This window comes from Mycobacterium sp. 3519A (genome assembly GCF_900240945.1).
Classification (GTDB): Bacteria; Actinomycetota; Actinomycetes; order Mycobacteriales; family Mycobacteriaceae; genus Mycobacterium.
The window spans coordinates 1,438,193-1,459,337 of the sequence record NZ_OESG01000014.1 but is presented as its reverse complement, the minus strand read 5'-3'; the positions used below and the strand labels follow the sequence as shown (position 1 = coordinate 1,459,337).

Sequence of the window (21,145 nt, the reverse complement as noted above, 5' to 3'; positions counted from 1 at the left end):
GCGCGGAACCACTCGCCCGCGCCGGCCGGCCCTTTCACAACCATGGATTGGAAAAGCATGTCCGAGCTCGCCACCCTGGCCGAACAGTCAGGAACGAAGTTCATCCTCGCGCTGTTCGTCGACCTGCGAGGCAAGCCGTGCGCCAAGCTCGTTCCGGTCGAGGCTGTCGACCTCCTGGCAACCGAAGGCGTCGGGTTCGCCGGATACGCCGTCGGCGCGATGGGCCAGGAACCCAAAGACCCCGACTTGATGGCGATTCCGGATCCCGCGTCGTTCACGCCGATTCCGTTCATCAAGGACGGCCTGGCCATCGTGCATTGCGATCCGCACGTCAACGGCGCGCCGTGGCCGTACGCGCCGCGCGTCATCCTCAAGGCGCTGATCCAGCAGGCCGCCGACGCAGGATTCGAGCCGTGGGTCGGCGCCGAAGTCGAGTACTTTCTGTTGCGCCGCAACGGCGATGGCACCTTGTCGGTGGCCGACGTCGCCGACACCGCGGCACAGCCGTGCTACGACGCCCGCGGCGTCACCAGGATGTACGACCATCTGACCGCGATCTCGGCGGCGATGAACACGCTCGGCTGGTCGAACTACGCCAACGACCACGAGGACGGCAACGGCCAGTTCGAGCAGAACTTCGAGTACGCCGACGCGCTCACCACGGCCGACCGGGTGGTCACCCTGCGTTACCTGCTGTCGATGATCGCCGCCGAACGCGACATGGTCGCCACCTTCATGCCGAAACCGTTCGCCGAGAAGACCGGCAGCGGTCTTCACCTGCACCTGTCGCTGACCAGCGCAGGCACTCCCGTGTTCCCGGCCGACGACGACTCCCGCGGACTGGGGCTGTCCGACGCCGCATATGCGTTCATCGGCGGCATCCTCGAACACGCCGGCGCACTGCAAGCCGTGGTAGCGCCAACGGTCAACTCCTACAAGAGAACCGGTGCCACGACCACGGCTTCCGGGGCGTCGTGGGCCCCGCGGACGCCGACCTACGGCGGCAACGACCGCACGCACTACATCCGGGTACCCGACTCCGCGCGCATCGAGTTGCGCGGCAGCGACGGCAGCGCCAACCCCTACCTGGCGATCGCCGCCGCGCTGGGAGCGGGCATCGACGGGATCAAGCGCAGTGCCGACCCTGGCGCCATCGGCGGGCAGGACCGTTCGCCGTTGCCGCCGACCCTGCTGCACGCGGTCGACGAGTTCGAAGGCGACCCCGTGGTCGCCGGTGTGCTCGACGCCGTCGGCGATGGCGTCGCACGGTATTTCGGCAACCTCAAGCGCGAGGAGTTCTTCGCCTACCACAGCGCGGTGACGCCGTGGGAGATCGAAAACTACCTCGCCGCGTTCTGAGTCAAAGGAGACAAACCATGTGTGGCATCGTCGGGTTGCACCTGCGCACCCCGGAGTTGTATCCGCGGCTGGGGGAACTGTTGACCGGGATGTTGTGCGAAATGGGCGACCGCGGCAGCGATTCGGCGGGTGTCGCGGTGTACGGCGATCCGCTTCTCTGTCCGCCGGGGCACAGTTGCGTCTCGGTGCTGGAGGCCACCCCGACGGCAGAGGCGATCGGCTACGGCGTAGCCGTGCACCGGGTCGGTCAGACGCATCTGGTCACCGGGGAGGCGCCAGCGGAGGTGCTGCTCGAGGCGATCAAGACCGCTTATCCGCGTGCGTTGATCGCGGGCTTCGGCGCGGACATGGCCGTGCTCAAGGGAGTTGGGCATCCGCGCGCGCTCACCGACGCGTGGGGGTTGACCGCAGCGCAGGGTTGGCAGGGCGTCGGGCACACCAGGATGGCGACCGAATCCGCCGTCACGCCCGCGGGCTGTCACCCGTACGCGGTGGGACCCGAACAGTGCATGGTGCACAACGGTTCGTTCGCCAACCACGCCACGATCCGCCGCGACCTGCGTGCTGCCGGTGTGGAATTCGACAGCGAGAACGACACCGAGGTGGGTGCGCGCTTCATCGCCAAGCAGTTGTCCGACGGCCGTGACGTCGAAACCGCACTCAAGGAACTGTGTTCGACATTCGACGGCTTCTACACACTGCTGGTGTCGAACCGCGATTCGTTCGCGGTGGTTCGCGACGCGATCGCCTGCAAGCCCGCCGTGATCGCCGAAACCGCCGACTGGGTGGCCATGGGCAGCGAATACCGCGCGCTCGCAGGGCTTCCCGGCGTCGAGAACGCCAAGATCTGGGAGCCGGAACCCGAGGTGATCTACGCATGGACACGCTAGTGCGCTATGACCTCCGCACCGTTCCGCTGCGCGAGGTCAACTCGGCGCTGCACGCGCCGGATCTCTCCGGTGAGTTCGTGATCACCCATCCCGACGGTGCCCACAACGTCGCGGTCGGCGTCGACGCGCCGGTGAAGGTGACCGTCGAGGGTCACGTCGGCTACTACGGCGCAGGCATGAACCAGCGGGCTGAGATCACCGTCAACGGCAATGCGGGCACCGGTGTCGCGGAGAACATGATGAGCGGCACAGTCTGGGTCAAGGGCAACGCCTCGCAGTCGGCGGGCGCCACCGCCCACGGTGGACTGCTCGTGATCGAGGGCAATGCCGCTGCCCGCTGCGGCATTTCGATGAAGGGGGTCGATATCGTCGTCGGCGGCGACGTCGGCCACATGAGTGCATTCATGGCGCAGGCCGGTCGGCTGGTGATCCGCGGCGACGCCGGTGAGGCGCTGGGCGACTCGATCTATGAGGCCCGGCTGTATGTCCGCGGTGACGTCGCCTCGCTCGGTGCCGACTGTATTGCCAAGGAGATGGGGCCCGAACACCACAAGGAACTCGAATACCTGCTCAAATCTGCGGGTTTCGAGGGGGACGACACCGCTGCCTACACCCGGTACGGGTCGGCTCGCAACCTCTACCACTTCCACGTCGACAACGCCTCGAGTTACTGATGACCAACTGGGACCTACGCGAATCCGCCACCTTCGACCGCCCGACGATCGCCGCCATCCAGCGCGCCGCAGAGACAGGCATCTACGACATCCGCGGCTGGGGCGCCAAACGCGCGCTGCCGCACTTCGACGATCTGCTGTTCCTCGGCGCGTCGATGTCGCGCTATCCGCTGGAGGGCTACCGCGAACGGTGCGGCACCGACGTGGTGCTCGGCGACCGGTTCGCCAAACACCCCCTGCACGTTGACATTCCGGTGACCATCGCGGGCATGTCGTTCGGTGCGCTGTCCGGACCCGCCAAGGAGGCACTGGGCCGGGGTGCCAGCGAAGTCGGCACGTCGACCACCACCGGCGACGGCGGCATGACCCCCGAGGAGCGGGGGCAGAGCAAGTACCTCGTCTACCAATACCTTCCGTCGCGGTACGGGATGAACCCCGACGATCTGCGCAAGGCCGATGCGATCGAAGTGGTGCTCGGACAGGGCGCCAAACCCGGTGGCGGCGGAATGCTGCTCGGCCAGAAGATCTCCGAGCGCGTCGCGGGTATGCGCACGTTGCCGGAAGGCATCGACCAGCGCTCGGCATGTCGGCATCCCGACTGGACCGGACCCGACGACCTCACCATCAAAATCAACGAACTGCGTGAGATCACCGACTGGGAAAAGCCGATCTACGTCAAGGTCGGCGCCACCAGGACGTACTACGACGTCAAGTTGGCCGTGCACGCAGGCGCCGACGTCGTGGTCGTCGACGGCATGCAGGGTGGCACGGCCGCCACGCAGGAGGTGTTCATCGAGCACGTCGGGATCCCGACGCTGGCAGCGGTGCCCCAGGCCGTGCAGGCGCTGGCGGAACTAGGGGTGCATCGCAAAGTGAAGTTGATCGTGTCGGGCGGGATCCGCACCGGCGCCGACGTGGCCAAGGCGCTGGCGCTGGGCGCCGACGCGGTGGCGATCGGGACCGCAGCGCTGATCGCGCTGGGCGACAACCATCCTCGCTACGCCGCCGAATACGAGAAGCTCGGCAGCGCGGCGGGTTTCTACGACGACTTCCAGGACGGCAGGGACCCCGCCGGGATCAGCACCCAGGACCCTGAACTCGCCGCGCAGTTCGACCCGGTCGAAGGCGGTCGCAAGCTGGCCAACTACCTGCGGGTGCTCACCATGGAGGCCCAGACCATCGCCCGCGCATGCGGTAAGGCCCACGTGTGTCACCTGGAACCCGAAGACCTTGTCGCGGTGACCATCGAGGCAGCGGCGATGGCGCGGGTGCCGTTGGCGGGGACATCGTGGATTCCTGGCAAGTGAGCACCGCGGATGTCGTCATCGTCGGCGGTGGCATCGAAGGGGCGGCGGCCGCGTGGGCACTGAGTCAGCGCGGCGTCAGCGATGTCGTTGTGGCTGAACGCAATACCGTCGCCTCCGGAATGACAGGCAAGTCCAGCGGGATCGTCCGCTGCCACTACGGGGTCACGTCGCTGGCCGCGATGGCCACCGTCGGGCTGGAGGTGTTCGAGCAGGCCGAGGAGATCTTCGGCGCCGACATCGGTTTCCGGCAGACCGGGTATGTCGTCGGCGTCGGCGAGCCCAACGTCGAATCGTTACGCAAAAGCCTTGCCGCCCAACGTGCCGTCGGTGTGCAGACCGAGGAGATCGATTCCTCCGAGGTCGCCCGCATGTGGCCGTTCGCCGACCTGTCGCCGTTCGAGGCGTTCGGCTGGGAGGCGCGCGGCGGCTACGGCGACGCGTACATGACCGCGCAGGCGTTCGCGACCGCGGCGCGGGCGGCGGGCGTTCGGATCCGGCAGGGCGCCACCGTGACCGAACTCCTCGTCGACGGCGACCGCGTCACCGGCGTCCGGCTGGCCGACGGCACCGAAATCTCGGCGGGCACCGTCGTCGTCGCGACCGGAGTCTGGACCCGACCGTTCCTCGCGCCGTACGGGATTGACGTGCCGATCCGGGTGGTGCGTGAGCAGATCGTCACGATCGCGCCCGGCGTAGAGGTGGGCGCCGTTCCGGTCTTCTCCGACCTGGTCTCGCTGCAGTACGTCCGCCCGGAGGTCGGCGGCGACATCCTGTTCGGCAACAGCGACCTGTCCGACGTCGAAGAGGCCGATCCCGACAACTACCTCAACCGCGCCACCGACGCGTTCGTCGACCTCACCGTCGACAAGGTGGGCACCCGTTTCCCCGGTTTCACCGATGCGGCCATCAGCAGCAGCTACGCCGGCTGCTACGACGTCACCCCGGACTGGAATCCGGTGATCTCCGCCACCGGCCTCGACGGCCTCGTCGTCGCAGCGGGTTTCAGCGGCCACGGGTTCAAGATCGCGCCCGCGGTGGGCCGGTTGATCGCCGACCTCGTCGTCGACGGACACAGCAGCGATCCCCGCATCCCGCACTCCGATTTCCGGTTGGCCCGGTTCGCTGAGGACGACCTGTTGAAGTCGCCGTATCCGTATGTCGGCGCGGGCCAGATGCGCTAGACAGGACGGCCGTGACTGACATCCCGCTGCTGCGCAACAAGTCGGGCACCGCCCGCGACCGCGATCCTCATGAGCCGGTTGAAGAACTGGAGATCGAGGCCGCGATCGCCCGCAACGTCCGGCAACTGCGACAGCAGCAGGGCCTCACGGTCGCGGAAATGGCTGTCCGCGTTGGCATCTCCAAAGCGATGATGTCGAAGATCGAGAACGCACAGACGTCCTGCAGCTTGAGCACACTTGCCTTGCTGGCCAAGGGTTTCGACGTGCCGGTCACCTCGCTGTTCCGCGGCGCGGACGTCGAGCGCCCCGCCGCGTTCGTGAAAGCGGGCACGGGCGCGCGGATCGTGCGCAACGGCACCAAGGAGGGCCACGAGTACCAACTGCTCGGATCGCTACGGGGCGAACACAAGCGGCTCGAATGCCTGCACGTCACGCTGTCGGAGAAGAGCAAGACCTATCCGCTGTTCCAGCATCCCGGCACCGAGTTCATCTTCATGCTGGAAGGCGTGATGGAGTACAGCCACAGCAGGTCGGTGTATCGGCTGCACCCCGGAGATTCTCTGCAGTTCGACGGCGAAGGCGCGCACGGCCCCATCGACCTGGTCGAGGTGCCCATCCGTTTCCTGTCGGTGATCGCATTCCCGGACTCGCAGGTCTGAGCGCCTGCGGTTTCACTTCGACGGTAGCTGGGTACCAAAGGCGCACGCCGCAGCCAGTCGGCGCTCGGGATCGGAAGGCGGCGCACGTGCTCGAGTTCATCTGCCCAAGTTGTGGCGCATTCGGCCTGGACGAATCGGTTTGCGAGTCGTGCTCCGGCCGATCCGAAGCGGACCCGGCCCAGTGATCCGGTCGCTGCATCCCGTCGACGTCGTTCTGGCGTCGACCCGGTTGTACTCGTCGCTGCCCGTCGTCGGCAAGCATCTGCAACCGTTCGCCGGGCTCACCGCGATGGCGCTGTGGGGTGGTCACTACGCGCCCGCCGCCATCCGCGGCGCGGTCACCCGCCGGTTCGGCGCCCACCCGTCGGCGCCCGCGGCCGAGGCGCAGACCGTGGTGGCGAAGCAGCGTGGCACCAAGATGCCGCCGTACCTGCTGTTCCGTGCCCAGCGGCAACGCTGCCTGTACCGCAGTTCCGTGCAGTACGGCAGTCACCCCGCTCAACTGCTCGACGTGTGGCGTCGACCCGATCTGCCCCCTGATGCGCCCGTGCTGTTGTTCGTGCCCGGTGGAGCGTGGGTGCAGGGCACCAGGGTGTTGCAAGGCCACACGCTGCTGTCGCATCTGGTCAAACAGGGCTGGGTGTGCCTGACGATGGATTACCGGGTGTCGCCGGTGCATCGCTGGCCGCGGCACATTGCCGACGTCAACGCGGCGATCGCGTGGGCCCGCGCGAACGTCGATCAGTTCGGCGGCGACAGGAACTTCGTGACGATCGCCGGTTGTTCGGCGGGCGGTCATTTGGCCGCCCTGGCAGGGCTCAGTCCCGGCGATCCGGCGTTCCGCGGGGAACTCGACGACGCTGCCGACACCTCGGTGGACGCGGTGGTCGGCATCTACGGCCGCTACGACTGGCAGTGCCGGTCGAATGCCACGCACCCCAGCTTCCAGGGCTTCCTCGAACGAGTTGTGGTGGGCCGCAGCGCTTCTCGGCATCCCGAGATTTACACCGCCGCGTCGCCGCTTGCCCGCATCCACCAGGACGCGCCGCCGTTCCTGCTCATCCACGGCGATCAGGACGCCATCATCCCGGTCGACGAGGCACGCGAGTTCCATGCCGAGTTGCAGGCGGTGTCGAAGAACCCGGTGAAGTTCTGCGAGATACCGCGGGCTGGGCACGCCTTCGACCTGGTCGACATGGGCCTGGCACGTCGCTGCGCCCGCGAGGTCGGCGATTTCCTCACCGGCGTGCACACCCGCCACCTCGAAATCCGGTCAAGCGTCGCGGTGTGACAGTGCCCCGCGTTCCTGTCGTGTATCCGACTGTCTCACTTGAGATTTGGGTCGGGCATCGAGAAATCCCAGGTGCCCTCGGCGATGTCGGCCAGCCGTTGCAGATACGCATCCCGCTTCGGTCCAGAGGTGCCCTGGCGTTCCCGATCCAACTCCGAGACCCCTAGATCGGCAGGCGGAAGAGACCGCGCCGTGGCTTGCGCGCCGTAGTACGGAAGATGGTCATCGAAGCCGCCCGGCGTGTAGAAATTCAGGACCCGGGCGTCCTCCTCGGAAACCACGCGAAACGCGTGCCTCGTCGATTTCGGAACCCACACCGCAGCACCCGGTTCGGCCCGCACCACCTCATCGTCGGGTCCGACGACGAATTCGACCTCACCGGAAAGCAGATAAAACCCCTCAGCCTGACGCTCGTGGACGTGCGCAGGCGGGCCTGCTCCGGCGGGAATGATCTGCTCGATGAACGTGAACTCGCCGAGCGTCTGGTCGGCGGACATCAGGACGTCCCACAGCACCCCGCGGTACCAGTACGCGGGCGATTCCCCCGCTCGCCCCAGCAGCACTTGAGCCCGGCGCTCACTTCTCGCCATTTGCATCTCACTTTCGTCACGTCCGCGTGATGTCGCGGCGTGACATCACGATAACACTGATGTCGCGGCGTGACATGAGTGCGCGAGTCCGGCGTTGTCACGCCGTGTCATCACCGGAGTACCGTGCGGCTATGCCTCGGTGGGAGAAGGGCAGTAAAGAGCGCCTTCAACGGGCCGCCATGGAGTTGTTCCAGGAGCAGGGGTTCGAGGACACCAGCGCGGTTCAGATCGCCGAGCGCGCCGGGCTCACTACCCGCACGTTTTTTCGGTACTTCCCGGACAAGGAAGAGGTGCTGTTCGCGGACGAGGAGGTGTTGCGCAAGGCGCTGGTAGCAGAACTTCGTCAGGCCGACGTGGCCGAGCCGCTGCTGGCGGTGATCCGCGTCTTGGTCGGTTTCGACTGGGAAGGTCTGGCGCCACGCGAATTTCTGCGCCGGCGAGAAGCGATGATCGCATCGACGCCCTACCTGCTCGAGCGCGAGCTGATCAAACAGCATCAAATGGCCGACGAGTTCCACAGCGCATTGCGGGCGCACGGAGTCGGCGCAGAAGTGGCGAAACTGGCCGCGCGCGTGGGGGTCAACGTGTTTCGTGAGGCTTACCGGCACTGGCTGGCGGCGGATAACGACGTCGATCTCGCGAGGTCTACCGACAAAGTGGTGGCGGTCCTTCGCGGTCTCGTGCCGGGGGCAAGTTAGAAAGCGGCGAAGACAACGCCAGCGCGGTGACACGACCTGGAGTTTTGGCCTGCCAGTTCGACTTGCTACAGTGGTCGCGTGCAGCGGGTGCTCCTTCTCGGCAGCCGCGACGGGGTCTGATCAAGACTGGCCTCCCGTCGCGGGTAGTCGCGATGCGCCGGTCGAGTCCCGTCTATAACTCCCGGAGCAATCCCAATGACTACCTTCTCGAAACCCTCTCCTGAGTCGCCCGACGCCTTTTCCTCGGTACGCAGCATCAACAAGCCATCCGGCCCGGCCAACCCCGGCCAGCCCGCCTGGAACACCCAGCGCACCACGTCCATGCCGATCAGTCGGTACCGCAGCTTCGCCGAGGAAGTCGAACCGGTTACGCTGCCCGACCGCACGTGGCCGGACAAGGTCGTCGACCGCGCGCCCATGTGGTGTGCGGTGGACCTGCGCGACGGCAACCAGGCCCTGATCGACCCGATGAGCCCGGCGCGCAAGCGCCGCATGTTCGACCTGCTGGTCCGCATGGGCTACAAGGAGATCGAGGTCGGCTTCCCGTCGGCCAGCCAGACCGATTTCGACTTCGTCCGCGAGATCATCACCGAGGGCGCCATCCCCGACGACGTCACCATCCAGGTGCTGACGCAGTGCCGGCCCGAGTTGATCGAGCGGACGTTCGAGGCGTGCGAGGGCGCGCCGCGCGCGATCGTGCACTTCTACAACTCGACGTCGATCCTGCAGCGGCGGGTGGTGTTCCGCGCCGACCGCGAGGCCGTCAAGAAGATCGCCACCGACGGCGCGCGGATGTGCGTCGAGGAAGCCGAGAAGTACCCGGGCACACTGTGGCGCTACGAGTACTCACCCGAGTCCTACACCGGCACCGAACTGGAATACGCCGTCGATGTGTGCAATGCCGTCGCCGAGATCATCCAGCCGACGCCGGACGTGCCGCTGATCGTGAACCTGCCCGCCACGGTCGAGATGGCGACGCCGAACGTGTACGCGGACTCGATCGAGTGGATGCACCGGCACCTGACCCCGCGGGACTCCATCATTCTGAGCCTGCATCCGCACAACGACCGCGGAACCGCCGTCGCCGCAGCCGAATTGGGCTATCAGGCCGGTGCCGACCGGATCGAGGGCTGCCTGTTCGGCAACGGTGAGCGCACCGGCAACGTCTGCCTGGTGACGCTGGGACTGAATCTGTTTTCCCGCGGCGTCGACCCGCAGATCGACTTCTCCAACATCGACGAGATCCGGCGCACGGTCGAATACTGCAACCAGCTGCCAGTGCACGAACGCCACCCGTACGGCGGCGATCTCGTCTACACCGCGTTCTCGGGCAGCCACCAGGACGCCATCAACAAGGGTCTCGACGCGATGAAAAGCCAAGCTGACGACGTCGGCTCGGATGTTGATGACCTCCTCTGGCAGGTGCCGTATCTGCCGATCGACCCCAAGGACGTCGGCCGTACCTACGAGGCGGTCATCCGGGTCAATTCGCAGTCCGGCAAGGGCGGCGTGGCCTACATCATGAAGGCCGACCACGGCCTGGCCCTGCCGCGCAGGCTGCAGATCGAGTTCAGCCAGGCGATCCAGAAGATCACCGACGGCGAGGGCGGCGAGGTCTCACCGAAGGAGATGTGGGACGTCTTCGCCGAGGAGTACCTGGCGCCGATCCGGCCGCTGGAGCGCATCCGGCAGAAGGTCACCGCCGCCGAGGTCGACGGCGGGACGGACACCATCGACGCAGTGGTCAAGGTCGACGGCGTCGAGCGCGAGATCGTCGGCGCGGGCAACGGTCCGCTCGCCGCGTTCGTCGACGCACTCGGTGCGATCGGGATCAACGTCTCTGTGCTGGACTACTCCGAGCACGCCCTGTCAGCGGGCGAGGAGGCGCAGGCCGCGGCCTACGTCGAGGCATCCATCGGCGGTAAGACCGTGTGGGGCGTCGGCATCGCGACGTCGATCACCACCGCATCGCTTCGCGCGGTGGTGTCGGCGGTCAACCGGGCTAGCCGCTAATCCAGGAAGGCACTCAGCAGTCGGTCCACAAGACCGGCGGCATCTAGCGCGCCCGGTTCGGGCGGCATGGTGAGGTTGCTGAACACAAAGCCGTTGAGCAGTCTGCTGAGTAGGTCCATCCGTTGCGGCGTCGGGGTGAAGCCGGCGGCCTCGATGATGAGTGTCGCCGTCTTCACCGCGGCCGCCTGCAGTTCTTTCATCAGCGGCCGAAGCTCTTCGCGCCGTGTGCTTTCCATGAACAGTTCGTACCGCGCCAGCGTGAACCGGCGCATCTGCTCATCCGGTTCGAGCATGCGAACCATCAAGGCTTTCAACGCATCTCGGGACAGCGGGCCGATCGCTGACTGCATCGCCTCGACCCGCTGCCAGTGCAGATCGACCGTCCGCTGGGCCGTCGCCTCCAGCAGCGCCTGGCGGGTCCGAAAGTAGTTCGAGGTGGTGCCCGCGGGCACGCCCGCGCGGCTGTCCACCTGGCGATGCGTCAGACCCCCGACGCCGTCGTCGCACAGGATGTCGATTGCGGTGTCGAGGATCTGCGTCCGTCGTTCGGGATTGGGTGGCATCAGTTCCTATATTGCAGCTTGGCGAACAGCGTCAGGAACGCCGGGTACACCACGATCAGCAGGAACCAGCTGAACCACATCGGAAACCACGTCATCAGGCTGGTGTCCCAGACGATGTAGCTGCAGTAGATGTGCAGCGGCACGCTGCCTGCGATGTAGACCACCGACCCGGTGAACAGCGCACGGTGGGGCTTGTTGACGAACCGCACGCGGTGCTGAGCAAGCAGCATGATGCCGGTGATGCCCGCGTAAGTCATTGGCACAAGCAGGATCTTGTCGGTGGTCGGGGTCATCACGTACTGCATCGTCATGGCGTCCCCGAGGATCACCCGCAGCAGGTGGATGACGACGCCGAGGCCGATGGTGAGCATCGCCGCTTCGCGGAAGAAGTAGCCGTGCCGCCGGTACGTGTCGCGCCACGTCGGTGTGGCGAGCTGGGTGCTAGTCATTGCGATAGCTCACTTTCCAGAGCATGACCAGGAACGCCGGATACACCAGGCAGAGCAGCAGATAGCTGAACCAGTAACCGGCCATGTGGACGTAGAAGCTGACGTCTTTCAGCACGAACAGCACGTAGAGATGCAGTGGGACGCTCGCGGTGATGTACACCAGCGACGCGGTGACCGCGATCTTGTGCGCCCGGTTGGCGAATGCCATTCGGCGGTAGCTTGCGATCCCGGCGACGGCCGCATAGGTCATCGGGATCGGAAGAAGTAGCCATGCACTACATGCGTAGTGGTCCTCATGGGCCGACGGTACCACTACGGATGTAGTGAAAGCAATAGTGGCTACGGCCGCGGTGGCAGGTTGGCCAGCCACGTATCGGGAAGCAGTTCGATCAGCTGGCCGTCGGGGTCGCGGATCATCGCGAACTGCGCGGTGACCGTCTCATCGACCACCGAGCCGCCGAAGTCGTCGACCTTGGCCAGCACCGCGGGCAGGTCGGACACCGACAAGGAAATGTGGGTCAGCCCGACGTCGTTCATTGCGCGCCGATGGGCCGCTTCAGCTGCAGCAGCTTCTCGGTGCCGTCGTCGGGCAGCTCGAGTTCCCACCAGAACTGGGAGCCAAGCAGACCTTCGTAGAAGCGCCGCGAGCGTTCACGATCAGAAACGCATAATCCGATGTGGTTGAACACCGTTGGATGCAAAGCCGCCTCCGGCCGTGGAGCGCGCTGGACCCAGACACGGCTCCTATTCGATCCGGCGAACGCAGCGCAAGGGGCCTGCAGACTACGACTTGCTGACGTTGTCTACCTCGACCTTGTTTGACTGGTTCAAATAGGCGTAGGCGAGGTGTGCGCCTGGCAGATAACCCTCGGTATGGAACCCCGACTCCGTCTTGACATCGGTGATGTTTTGGTGGGTAGCGAGGTCGACGACCCCCATGACGCCCGCCTTACTCTCGCCGAGGAAGAGCAAGCCATCATCGGTGTCCGCCGCGAGTTGGTCCATGCCGGATGCGGTCTTCACGGTGTAGACGACATTGCCCGTGTCCGGGTCGATCGCGAGCACCTTGGGGTCGGACGTCCCCACCCAGAGCAGGTGATGCGCCTGGTCGTAGTACATGTCCTTCGTCGCGACATCGGCGCCGACCGGCGTGAAGACCTTCTGGATCGTCCGGGTCTTCGCGTCGATGACGTCTATGTTGTTGTCGTCGGATTGATAGATCTTGTCGTCGACGCTCGAATAGGTTCCCAAGTCAGGTCCGGTTTTAGGCTGTGCCGGAGCAAGATTCAGTGTCCCTTCGACGGCGAATGGCGCAGCGGCGGAGAACTGTTCGATGTTGTTCGAGTCGTCATTGGCGACGAAGACACTGTTCTCATGCGGGTCGTAATAGACGGCGTCGGGCGTCTTTCCGCCCGAGGGCACGGTAGCCACGACCTTCCAGCTGGGTTTCGCGATGACCGCGATGGCTCCAGCGTCTGCTTCCGCCGCGAAGACATAGGAGTCGCTGAAGGCGATGCCATTCCCGTTCACTATCTGGGGCACCACCGCTTTCACGCTGTTGGCGGTCGTGTCGATGACGACAAGGTTGTTGTCCGGGCTTTGGGCAACGTACGCGGCGTGGGCTTCCGGGTCGACAACCACCTCATCTCCGTGACCACCCACACCGGGTAGTGCGATGGTCTGCCCGGTGACGACCTTCACCTTCGGTGCGGGCGGTTGACTGACGGGCGCAGCCGGTGCGGCGGTCGGTGTGCTGCAGCCGGCTGTGAGGAGAGCGGCGGCGGTGATGGCCCCCACTCCTGCGACGAGTTTGAACACGGAACGCCTCTCGTGTCGTCGGGCGCCAAGCGGCACATGGGCACGAGTTCGGGATTTCAACCCGCGCAAGAGATTGCATACCGTATAACACATACTTGTGTGATGCAACTCACTATTTCTGTGAAGTAGCTGGTCAATGCGGCCTTCACCTCGCGACTTAACTCCCTAAAAATGCAAAGATGGCCCAATGGGCCGGCCAGACGTCAGTGCCGGCGTAGCCGTCGACTTCGATCACCATTCCGAAGCGTTCAGCCGCGACGAGTTGGAGATCAACGCCGATCTGCGCCGCCGGTGCCCGGTGGCGTGGAACGAGAAGTACGGCGGCTTCTGGTACGTCTGCGGTTACGACGCGGTCGAACAGGTGGCGCGCGACGGCGACACCTTCGCCCACAAGTACGAACCCGACGCGTCCGACGGCGTGAATTATCAAGGCGAGATGGGCATTCCGCGTCCCGAGGGCCAACCGCCGCTGGGCATCGGCGAGGTCGACGGTCCGTACCATCTGGCGCTGCGCAAGGCGCTCACGCCGTACTTCTCGTCGGGCGCCGTCGAGAAGATGCGGCCGTTCATGGAACAGTCGGCGCACTGGTTCCTCGACCAGAAGATCGCTGACGGTCGGATGGACCTGGTGCTTGACTACGCCAGCCCCGTGCCGGCCATCCTGACGATGCGGTTGATGGGCCTGCCGTACGACAACTGGCGGTTGTACGCCGATGTGTTCCACGGGGTGATGGATGCCGCCGACACGGCCGCCTACCGCACGGTGATCGCCGAAGTGCCCGCGATGATCGACGGGCTGCTGCGCTTCGCGGCGGCCCGACGCGCCGAGCCCGCCGACGATCTGACCAGCTTCCTGGTGCAGTTCCAATTCGAGGGCAGGCGGTTGGACGACAACCAGCTGATCGACATCCTGTGGAACCTGATCGGCGGCGGCGTCGACACCACGACGTCGTTGACGGCGCTGAGCCTGCTGCACCTCGGCACGCATCCGGATCTGCGGCAGCAACTGATCGACCGTCCGGAGCTCTACCGCACCGCGGCCGATGAGTTCCTGCGGTTCTGCTCGGTCAACAAGACGCTGAGCCGCACCGTCAGTCGCGACGCAACCCTTGGCGGACAACAACTTCGGCGCAACGATCAGGTGCTCATCAGTTGGTTCTCGGCCAATCGCGACGAGGAGGAGTTCGAGCGCGCCGACGAGGTGGTGCTGGACCGGGCCCCCAATCGTCACGTGGCGTTCGGGCTCGGTCCGCACCGCTGCATCGGCGCCCCGCTGGCGCGGGTGATGTTCCAGGTGATGGTGAAGGCGGTGCTCGACAGGATTCCGAATTACCGGGTCGATGTCGGCGGTGTGCACCGCTACTCGGGCAATCCGAGCATGACCGGGCTGAGCCGGCTGCCGGTCACGTTCACGCCCGACGAGCCGCTGGCGAGTTAGAAGAGCGCGAACTGCTCGCCGGCCAGCGTGGTGTCGGTGAACTCCTCGATGTTGATGCCGCCGACGACGCCGTCGAGTAACCGCATGAAATCGGCGTCGCTGACCAACGGCACGCCGAGTTCGACCGCCTGATAGCCCTTGCCGTGCTCGGGTTCGGCCGCGTTGCAGATCACCAGTGAGGTCTCGGGGTCGACGTTGTCGGTGTACGACAGCCCGGCGTGCACGATGCGCTCGATCAGCTCCTCATGCGTGCGATCGACCTCGGCGGACAACGCGATCCGCATGCCCTGTACCAGTGGGCGGCCCGCGACGAACCGGCCCGGGTTGACGTACGGGCACGGCAGCCGCGACGCGAGCAATTTCAGCGGCCGCAACTCGTCGTGGGTGACCTGGCCGTTGGGCCACTGCCTGCGCTCCACCGACCGCACCGGCAGCCAGACCTTGCGCTCCCTGGCGCGGACCAGCACGGGCTTGAGGATCTGGGCGAGCACCATCGCGTCGTCGAGCGCGTCGTGCGGTTTCATCTGCGATACACCCCAGTGCGCGGCGAGTGTCCCCAGTTGCAGGTTCTCGGTGCCGAGATCGAGGCGGCGGGCAAGTTCGACCGTGCACATCACGGTGTCGACGGGTAGCTCCGCGCCGACGAGTTCGGCCTCGGCGGCCAAGAAGGCGTAGTCGAAGCCGACGTTGTGGGCCACCAGCGTCCGGCCCCGCAACAGGTCGATGAGGTCGCCGACCACGTCACCGAAGCAGGGCTGACCCTCGAGCATGTCGGCGGTGAGCCCGTGCACGTGCGTGGGGCCCGGGTCGACGCCGGGATTGAGCAGTGTGTACAGGCTTTGCTCGACGTTGCCGTCGTCACCGAGGGCGAGCGCGGCGATGCTGACCATCCGGGCCTGTCCGGGGCGGAAACCCGAGGTCTCGACGTCGACGACGGCCCAACCCGCGCCGGTGTCGGTTGCCGGCCGACCCCAGGTTTGGCTCACATTTCGAGGATGGCACGGGGGGCCGACAATTCCGTTGAAGGCCTGGATCGCTGGGAGCGCGTGTCGGCTCCCTGCTACTGCCCTTTTAGACTGCCGGGGATGGTCACCGCTCGTGGACGTGTCGCACTCGCGGCAGGGGCAGGCGCACGCTGGGCGTCACGCGTCACCGGCCGTGGTGCGGGCGCGATGATCGGCGGCCTGGTGGCCCTTGCGCTGGACAAATCCCTGCTGCGTCAACTCGGCGAAGGCCGTCGCACGGCCGTGATCACCGGTACCAACGGCAAGTCGACCACCACCCGGATGACCGCGGCGGCGCTCGGCACCCTTGGGCCCGTCGCAACCAACGCCGAGGGCGCCAACATGGATGCCGGGCTGGTGGCTGCGCTGGCGGGGTCGCGGTCGGCGCCGTTGGCGGCGCTCGAGGTCGACGAGATGCATGTGCCGCACGTGGCCGACGCGGTCGATCCGGCGGTGATCGTGCTGCTGAATTTGTCGCGCGACCAGTTGGACCGTGTTGGCGAGATCAACCACATCGAGCGGACGCTGCGCGGCGGGTTGGCGCGACATCCGTCGACGGTGGTGGTGGCCAATTGCGATGACGTGCTGATGACGTCGGCGGCCTACGACAGCCCGCATGTGGTGTGGGTGGCGGCAGGCGGCGGGTGGGCCAACGACTCGGTGAGCTGCCCGCGGTCGGGCGAGATCATCGTCCGCGACGGCAGCCACTGGTATTCGACGGGAACCGACTTCAAGCGGCCCACTCCGCAGTGGTGGTACGACGACACGAATATCCATGGGCCGGACGGTCTTTCGCTGCCGATGACGTTGAAGCTGCCGGGAAATGTCAACCGCGGCAACGCCACACAGGCGGTGGCGGCAGCGGTGACACTGGGCGCGGACCCGGCGGCGGCGGTCGCGGCGGTGTCGGGTGTCGACGAGGTGGCGGGCCGATACCGCACGCTGCAACTCGGCGAGCACACCGTACGAATGTTGTTGGCCAAGAACCCCGCCGGTTGGCAGGAGGCGCTGTCGATGGTCGACAGCGACGCCGGTTCGGTGGTGATCTCGGTGAACGGTCAGGTACCCGACGGCGAGGATCTGTCGTGGCTATGGGACGTCAACTTCGAGCACTTCGTCGACAAGCCGGTGGTGGCGGCGGGTGAACGGGGCACCGATCTGGCGGTGCGGTTGGGATACGCGGGGGTCGAACACACGTTGGTGCACAACGCGGTCGAGGCGATTCGGTCGTGTCCGCCGGGACATGTCGAGGTGGTCGCGAACTACACCGCGTTCCTGCAACTGAATCGGGCGTTGTCGCGTGGCTGAATCGACGGTGCGGATAGGGCTGGTGCTGCCCGATGTGATGGGCACGTACGGCGACGGCGGCAACTCGGTCGTGTTGCGGCAACGGTTGCGGCTGCGTGGTTTTGACGCCGAGATCGTGGAGATCACACTGGCGGATCCGGTGCCGTCGGAGTTGGATCTGTACACGCTCGGTGGCGCCGAGGACTACGCGCAGCGGTTGGCGACCAAGCACTTGATCCGCTATCCCGGTTTACAGCAGGCCGCCGCGCGTGGCGCGCCGGTGCTGGCGATCTGCGCGGCGATCCAGGTGCTGGGGCACTGGTACGAGACGTCGTCGGGTGAGCGGGTCGACGGGGTGGGTCTGTTGGACGTGACGACGTCGCCGCAGCAGCAGCGGACCATCGGCGAGGTGGTGTCACAGCCGTTGCTGCCCGGTTTGTCCGAGCGGCTCACCGGGTTCGAAAACCACCGCGGTGGAACAGTTTTGGGCTCTGATGCGCAGCCGTTGGCGAAGGTGGTCAGCGGGGCGGGCAACCGCGACGGCGACGGCATCGACGGTGCCGTCCAGGGCAGTGTGGTCGCGACGTATCTGCACGGGCCGTGCCTGGCGCGCAATCCGCAGTTGGCCGATCACCTGTTGTCGAAGGTGGTCGGTGAGTTGGCGCCGCTGGAGATCGACGAGGTAACGCAGTTACGTCGCGAACGCCTGGCGGCCCCGCGCCGCGTCTAGGGTTTCCATCCTCTCGAGACCAACGCATGCCAGGCGCGGTTGACGATGTCGGCTGGCTTGTCTTCCTTCACCACTTGATCGACGATCCAGCCCAGTCTCCTGGCCTTGCGCAGTGATTTGATGTCCTTGACGTACTGCTTGCGACTGGTCTGGTGGTGTTCCCCGTCGTACTCGGACACGGTCATGAACTCTTCCCAGCCGAGGTCGGCCATCCGGACGAGTCGCCCTCGACCCTCCACGATGGGGATCTGCGTTGTGGGCCTTGGCAATCCGGCGTCTATGTAGAGCAACCGCAGCCACGTCTCCTGCGGCGATCCGGAACCGCCGTCGACTAGTGGAAGAACGGCTCGCAGCGACTTCAGTCCACGTGCGCGTCGGTGGCGATCGGCTAGCAGCAAGACGTCGTCGATCGAGAAGATCTGCGCGTGCATGAGCGAATCGAGTCGCGCGACGGCTTCCCCGCGCGGTAGGTAGCGGCCCAGGTCGAACGCCGTGCGTACCCGCGTTGTCACAGCAATGCCAGCCACTCGGGTTATCTCGTCGTCGGCCAGTGCGTCTTTGCGGATGACCAATCCGGGCTGCGTGCGGAGTCTGCATATCAACTCGATCGGCGTGTCGTCGGGCACCCATTGCGCGCCGTGTAGCGCCGAGGCCGCCACACCCCCGATGACTCCGCTGCGGCCCGACGCCAACCATGCCGCGTAGATGCGGTCTCGGAGCGACGGTTGTTTTGGTCCGTGCACACCGCGAAAGATGGGCCGGTGCCACCGCTTCAATTGGTGCCGCGTCAAGCGACCGCTCGCGATGGCATCGCTCCCGATGAAGACCTCCCCCATGGCCGAATGGTGGCAGCGAGTACCGACATCCATCGAAAGTGACGTTTTGCAGAGAAAGTGCGAGTAGACCGCTGCAAAACGTCACTCTCGCGGCAAAACCCGAAAACGAGGCGAGACCCTCAGGCCATTGCGCGGCGGCCCGCCAGCGCACGGCCCAGCGTCAACTCGTCGGCGAACTCCAGATCGCCGCCCATCGGCAGGCCCGACGCGATGCGCGTCACCGTCAATCCGGGGATGTCGCGCAGCATCCGCACCAGATAAGTCGCGGTCGCCTCCCCCTCGGTGTTCGGATCCGTCGCGATGATCACCTCGGAGATGTCCGACTCGCCGAGCCGGTTCAACAACTGACGAATCCGAAGTTGTTCTGGCCCAATGCCGGACAGCGGATCCAGCGCCCCACCCAACACGTGGTAACGGCCGCGGAACTCACGCGTGCGCTCGACGGCCTGCACGTCTTTCGGCTCCTCGACCACGCAGACAAGCGACTCGTCGCGGCGGGGATCACTACAGATGCGGCACCGGTCTTCGTCGGAGACGTTGCCGCACTCCGCGCAGAACTTCACGCCGTCGCGCACCCTGTTCAGCACGGCGGTCAACCGGTCGATGTCAGGAGGCTCGACCGACAACAGGTGAAACGCGATCCGCTGCGCGCTCTTCGGCCCGATGCCGGGCAGCTTGCCAAGCTCGTCGATCAGATCCTGGACGGGGCCCTCAAACACCTGGCAATCCCAAACCGCCCATCCCGCCTGCGAGCGGTCCGAGCCGGTCGTGGGCCAGGATGGTGACCTGCTTGGCGGCATCGGCGATCGCGCCGACGACGAGGTCCTGCAGCGTCTCGACGTCGGCCGGGTCAACGACCTTCGGGTCGATCGACACCGCCACCACCTCACCGCTGCCCTTCATCGTGACCTGCACCAGTCCGCCGCCGGCCTGACCGTGCACCTCGGCATTGGCCAGCGCCTCCTGCGCCTCCATCAGCTGCTGCTGCACCTGCTGCGCCTGCGCGAGGAGTGCCGACATGTCGGGCGTGCCTCCGGGTTGCATGGCTGGTCCCCTTGCGTGTTAGTTGCAGATGGGTCTCGACTTGGTTGCGCTCATCCACAAGCGGCGGTTCGGGCTTTCAGCCTAGTCGGCCGTGCCGTTACCGTGGCGCCGTGCACGTCACAGCCTGCCTGCGTGTCGGCGCCGCGATGGCCACCGCTCTGCTCGTCGCCGCGTCGACACTCGCCAGCCCCGCCTCCGCCGCCCCCGCCAACATCGCCGGGATGATCGTGTTCCTCGACCCCGGCCACAACGGCGCCAACGACGCCTCCATCAGCAGGCAGGTGCCGACCGGCCGCGGCGGCACCAAGAACTGTCAGGAGAGCGGCACGTCGACCGACGACGGCTATCCCGAGCACACCTTCACCTGGGACACCACGCTGCGCATCCGCCAGGAACTGACCGCGCTCGGCGTCCGCACCGCGATGTCCCGCGGCAACGACACCGCGCTCGGCCCGTGCGTCGACGAACGCGCCGCTATGGCCAACGCTCTGCAGCCCAACGCCATCGTCAGCATCCACGGCGACGGCGGCCCGCCCACCGGCCGCGGCTTCCACGTGCTCTACTCGTCGCCGCCGCTGAACCAGACGCAGGCGGGCCCGTCGGTGCAATTCGCCAGCATCATGCGCGACCAGCTCGCGGCGTCAGGATTCGTACCGTCGACCTACACCGGCTCGAACGGCCTTGACCCCCGCTCCGATATCGCCGGCCTGAACCTGGCTCAGTATCCGTCGATCCTGGTCGAACTGGGCAACATGAAGAATCCCGTCGACTCCGGGCTGATGAAGACGCCCGAGGGCAGGCAGAAGTACGCCGAGGCCGTCGTGCGCGGCATCGCGGGCTTCCTGGGCACCCAGCCGCCCCGGACCAGCTAGCCCTTCTCGACTTGGGCTTTCAGATTCGCCAGCACTTCGTCCTGGATCTTGCGCAGCCCCAGCGGCGCGAACGTCTTCTCGAAGAAGCCGCCGATGCCGCCCGCGCCCTGCCACGACGTCTTGACGGTCACCGACGAGCCGGACCCGGCCGGGGCGACGGTCCAGTTGGTGATCATCGACGAGTTCGCGTCCTTCTCGATCACGGTGTGGCCCGCCACGTCGACGTTCGCCTTGACGTCACGCACCCGCGACTTGGTGGCCTGCAGCTTCCAGCTGGCGACGGTGCCCGCGCCCTGGCCGCCCTCGAGCACCTGGTAATCGCGGTAGTGCGACGACAGGATCTTCGGGCGCACGGTCGCGTAATCCGCCACCGCCGCCAGCACCACATCCGGTGCGGCGTCGATCAAGACGGTGCTGGACGCGCTGACCTGACCCATGAGAT

Annotated in this window: 23 protein-coding genes and 1 pseudogene; 13 read left to right on the top strand and 11 right to left on the bottom strand. The window is 66.1% G+C overall.

The window, feature by feature from the left end:
* Positions 1-57 precede the first annotated feature (57 nt).
* The 7 genes from glnT (at position 58) to C1A30_RS28020 (ending at position 7,361) form a co-directional block, all read left to right on the top strand.
* Positions 58-1,359: a type III glutamate--ammonia ligase gene (gene glnT / locus C1A30_RS28050; protein WP_101951526.1), complete on the top strand. Its 1,302-nt coding sequence runs from the start codon at positions 58-60 to the stop codon at positions 1,357-1,359.
* A gap of 17 nt (positions 1,360-1,376) precedes the next feature.
* Positions 1,377-2,249 (top strand): glutamine amidotransferase, encoded by an 873-nt coding sequence (locus tag C1A30_RS28045; RefSeq protein WP_101951525.1) that lies wholly within the window; start codon positions 1,377-1,379, stop codon positions 2,247-2,249.
* Positions 2,237-2,923, top strand: a complete 687-nt coding sequence (locus C1A30_RS28040) for a protein glxC (protein WP_101951524.1) — start codon at positions 2,237-2,239, stop codon at positions 2,921-2,923. Before C1A30_RS28045 ends, C1A30_RS28040 begins: the two co-directional genes overlap by 13 nt.
* Positions 2,923-4,230, top strand: coding sequence for an FMN-binding glutamate synthase family protein (locus C1A30_RS28035; RefSeq protein WP_101951523.1), 1,308 nt, complete (start codon positions 2,923-2,925; stop codon positions 4,228-4,230). Before C1A30_RS28040 ends, C1A30_RS28035 begins: the two co-directional genes overlap by 1 nt.
* A complete protein-coding gene (locus C1A30_RS28030) occupies positions 4,227-5,411 on the top strand; it encodes an FAD-binding oxidoreductase (RefSeq protein ID WP_101951522.1) in 1,185 nt (394 codons plus the stop codon). The genes C1A30_RS28035 and C1A30_RS28030 overlap by 4 nt, the downstream gene beginning before the upstream one ends.
* 11 nt (positions 5,412-5,422) lie before the next feature.
* Complete coding sequence (locus C1A30_RS28025; protein WP_101951521.1) at positions 5,423-6,070, top strand: XRE family transcriptional regulator; 648 nt, start codon at positions 5,423-5,425, stop codon at positions 6,068-6,070.
* Between the two features lie 160 nt (positions 6,071-6,230).
* Positions 6,231-7,361, top strand: a complete 1,131-nt coding sequence (locus tag C1A30_RS28020) for an alpha/beta hydrolase fold domain-containing protein (RefSeq protein WP_369974213.1) — start codon at positions 6,231-6,233, stop codon at positions 7,359-7,361.
* 35 nt (positions 7,362-7,396) lie between these two features.
* Here C1A30_RS28020 and C1A30_RS28015 read toward each other — a convergent pair whose 3' ends face one another.
* Positions 7,397-7,951, bottom strand: a complete 555-nt coding sequence (locus C1A30_RS28015; protein ID WP_101951519.1) for a cupin domain-containing protein — start codon at positions 7,949-7,951, stop codon at positions 7,397-7,399.
* Positions 7,952-8,082: 131 nt separating this feature from the next.
* Here C1A30_RS28015 and C1A30_RS28010 point away from each other — a divergent pair, with 131 nt between their 5' ends.
* Both C1A30_RS28010 and leuA read left to right on the top strand, forming a co-directional pair.
* Positions 8,083-8,649: a TetR family transcriptional regulator gene (locus C1A30_RS28010; protein ID WP_101951518.1), complete on the top strand. Its 567-nt coding sequence runs from the start codon at positions 8,083-8,085 to the stop codon at positions 8,647-8,649.
* Positions 8,650-8,844: 195 nt separating this feature from the next.
* Positions 8,845-10,662 carry a 2-isopropylmalate synthase gene (gene leuA / locus C1A30_RS28005; protein WP_101951517.1) on the top strand — a complete coding sequence of 606 codons (1,818 nt, stop codon included), beginning with the start codon at positions 8,845-8,847 and terminating at the stop codon, positions 10,660-10,662.
* On the opposite strand, the gene C1A30_RS28000 is transcribed toward leuA, so the two are convergent.
* The 5 genes and pseudogenes from C1A30_RS28000 to C1A30_RS27980 form a co-directional block, all read right to left on the bottom strand.
* Entirely contained in the window at positions 10,659-11,225 is a 567-nt protein-coding gene (locus C1A30_RS28000) for a TetR/AcrR family transcriptional regulator (RefSeq protein WP_101951516.1), read from the bottom strand. The two genes, leuA and C1A30_RS28000, sit on opposite strands and share 4 nt — an antisense overlap.
* Positions 11,225-11,674: a hypothetical protein gene (locus tag C1A30_RS27995; RefSeq protein ID WP_235010233.1), complete on the bottom strand. Its 450-nt coding sequence runs from the start codon at positions 11,672-11,674 to the stop codon at positions 11,225-11,227. Before C1A30_RS27995 ends, C1A30_RS28000 begins: the two co-directional genes overlap by 1 nt.
* The gene (locus C1A30_RS27990; protein ID WP_142392678.1) at positions 11,667-11,882 is read right to left on the bottom strand and encodes a hypothetical protein; all 216 of its coding nucleotides are present in this window, start codon (positions 11,880-11,882) and stop codon (positions 11,667-11,669) included. The genes C1A30_RS27995 and C1A30_RS27990 overlap by 8 nt, the downstream gene beginning before the upstream one ends.
* A 131-nt stretch (positions 11,883-12,013) precedes the next feature.
* Positions 12,014-12,375, bottom strand: a pseudogene (locus C1A30_RS27985) (VOC family protein).
* 82 nt (positions 12,376-12,457) lie between these two features.
* Positions 12,458-13,492 carry a YncE family protein gene (locus tag C1A30_RS27980; RefSeq protein ID WP_101951514.1) on the bottom strand — a complete coding sequence of 345 codons (1,035 nt, stop codon included), beginning with the start codon at positions 13,490-13,492 and terminating at the stop codon, positions 12,458-12,460.
* Between the two features lie 187 nt (positions 13,493-13,679).
* Here C1A30_RS27980 and C1A30_RS27975 point away from each other — a divergent pair, with 187 nt between their 5' ends.
* Complete coding sequence (locus tag C1A30_RS27975; RefSeq protein ID WP_101951513.1) at positions 13,680-14,930, top strand: cytochrome P450; 1,251 nt, start codon at positions 13,680-13,682, stop codon at positions 14,928-14,930.
* Here the strand turns inward: C1A30_RS27975 and C1A30_RS27970 are convergent.
* Positions 14,927-15,916, bottom strand: a complete 990-nt coding sequence (locus tag C1A30_RS27970; RefSeq protein ID WP_101951512.1) for a DEDDh family exonuclease — start codon at positions 15,914-15,916, stop codon at positions 14,927-14,929. The two genes, C1A30_RS27975 and C1A30_RS27970, sit on opposite strands and share 4 nt — an antisense overlap.
* 99 nt (positions 15,917-16,015) lie before the next feature.
* Between C1A30_RS27970 and C1A30_RS27965 the strand changes: the two genes are divergently transcribed.
* Both C1A30_RS27965 and C1A30_RS27960 read left to right on the top strand, forming a co-directional pair.
* The gene (locus C1A30_RS27965; protein ID WP_101951511.1) at positions 16,016-17,242 is read left to right on the top strand and encodes a Mur ligase family protein; all 1,227 of its coding nucleotides are present in this window, start codon (positions 16,016-16,018) and stop codon (positions 17,240-17,242) included.
* Positions 17,235-17,951 (top strand): type 1 glutamine amidotransferase, encoded by a 717-nt coding sequence (locus C1A30_RS27960; RefSeq protein WP_101951510.1) that lies wholly within the window; start codon positions 17,235-17,237, stop codon positions 17,949-17,951. The genes C1A30_RS27965 and C1A30_RS27960 overlap by 8 nt, the downstream gene beginning before the upstream one ends.
* On the opposite strand, the gene C1A30_RS27955 is transcribed toward C1A30_RS27960, so the two are convergent.
* The 3 genes from C1A30_RS27955 to C1A30_RS27945 all read right to left on the bottom strand — a co-directional run bounded on the left by C1A30_RS27955 (position 17,948) and on the right by C1A30_RS27945 (position 19,831).
* Complete coding sequence (locus C1A30_RS27955; RefSeq protein WP_101951509.1) at positions 17,948-18,787, bottom strand: hypothetical protein; 840 nt, start codon at positions 18,785-18,787, stop codon at positions 17,948-17,950. The two genes, C1A30_RS27960 and C1A30_RS27955, sit on opposite strands and share 4 nt — an antisense overlap.
* 119 nt (positions 18,788-18,906) lie before the next feature.
* Positions 18,907-19,506, bottom strand: coding sequence for a recombination mediator RecR (gene recR / locus C1A30_RS27950; RefSeq protein ID WP_067796821.1), 600 nt, complete (start codon positions 19,504-19,506; stop codon positions 18,907-18,909).
* Positions 19,499-19,831, bottom strand: coding sequence for a YbaB/EbfC family nucleoid-associated protein (locus C1A30_RS27945; RefSeq protein WP_101951508.1), 333 nt, complete (start codon positions 19,829-19,831; stop codon positions 19,499-19,501). Before C1A30_RS27945 ends, recR begins: the two co-directional genes overlap by 8 nt.
* 146 nt (positions 19,832-19,977) lie before the next feature.
* Here C1A30_RS27945 and C1A30_RS27940 point away from each other — a divergent pair, with 146 nt between their 5' ends.
* Entirely contained in the window at positions 19,978-20,703 is a 726-nt protein-coding gene (locus tag C1A30_RS27940; protein ID WP_101952930.1) for an Rv3717 family N-acetylmuramoyl-L-alanine amidase, read from the top strand.
* On the opposite strand, the gene C1A30_RS27935 is transcribed toward C1A30_RS27940, so the two are convergent.
* A complete protein-coding gene (locus tag C1A30_RS27935; RefSeq protein ID WP_101951507.1) occupies positions 20,700-21,140 on the bottom strand; it encodes an SRPBCC family protein in 441 nt (146 codons plus the stop codon). The genes C1A30_RS27940 and C1A30_RS27935 overlap by 4 nt on opposite strands.
* Positions 21,141-21,145: the final 5 nt, after the last annotated feature.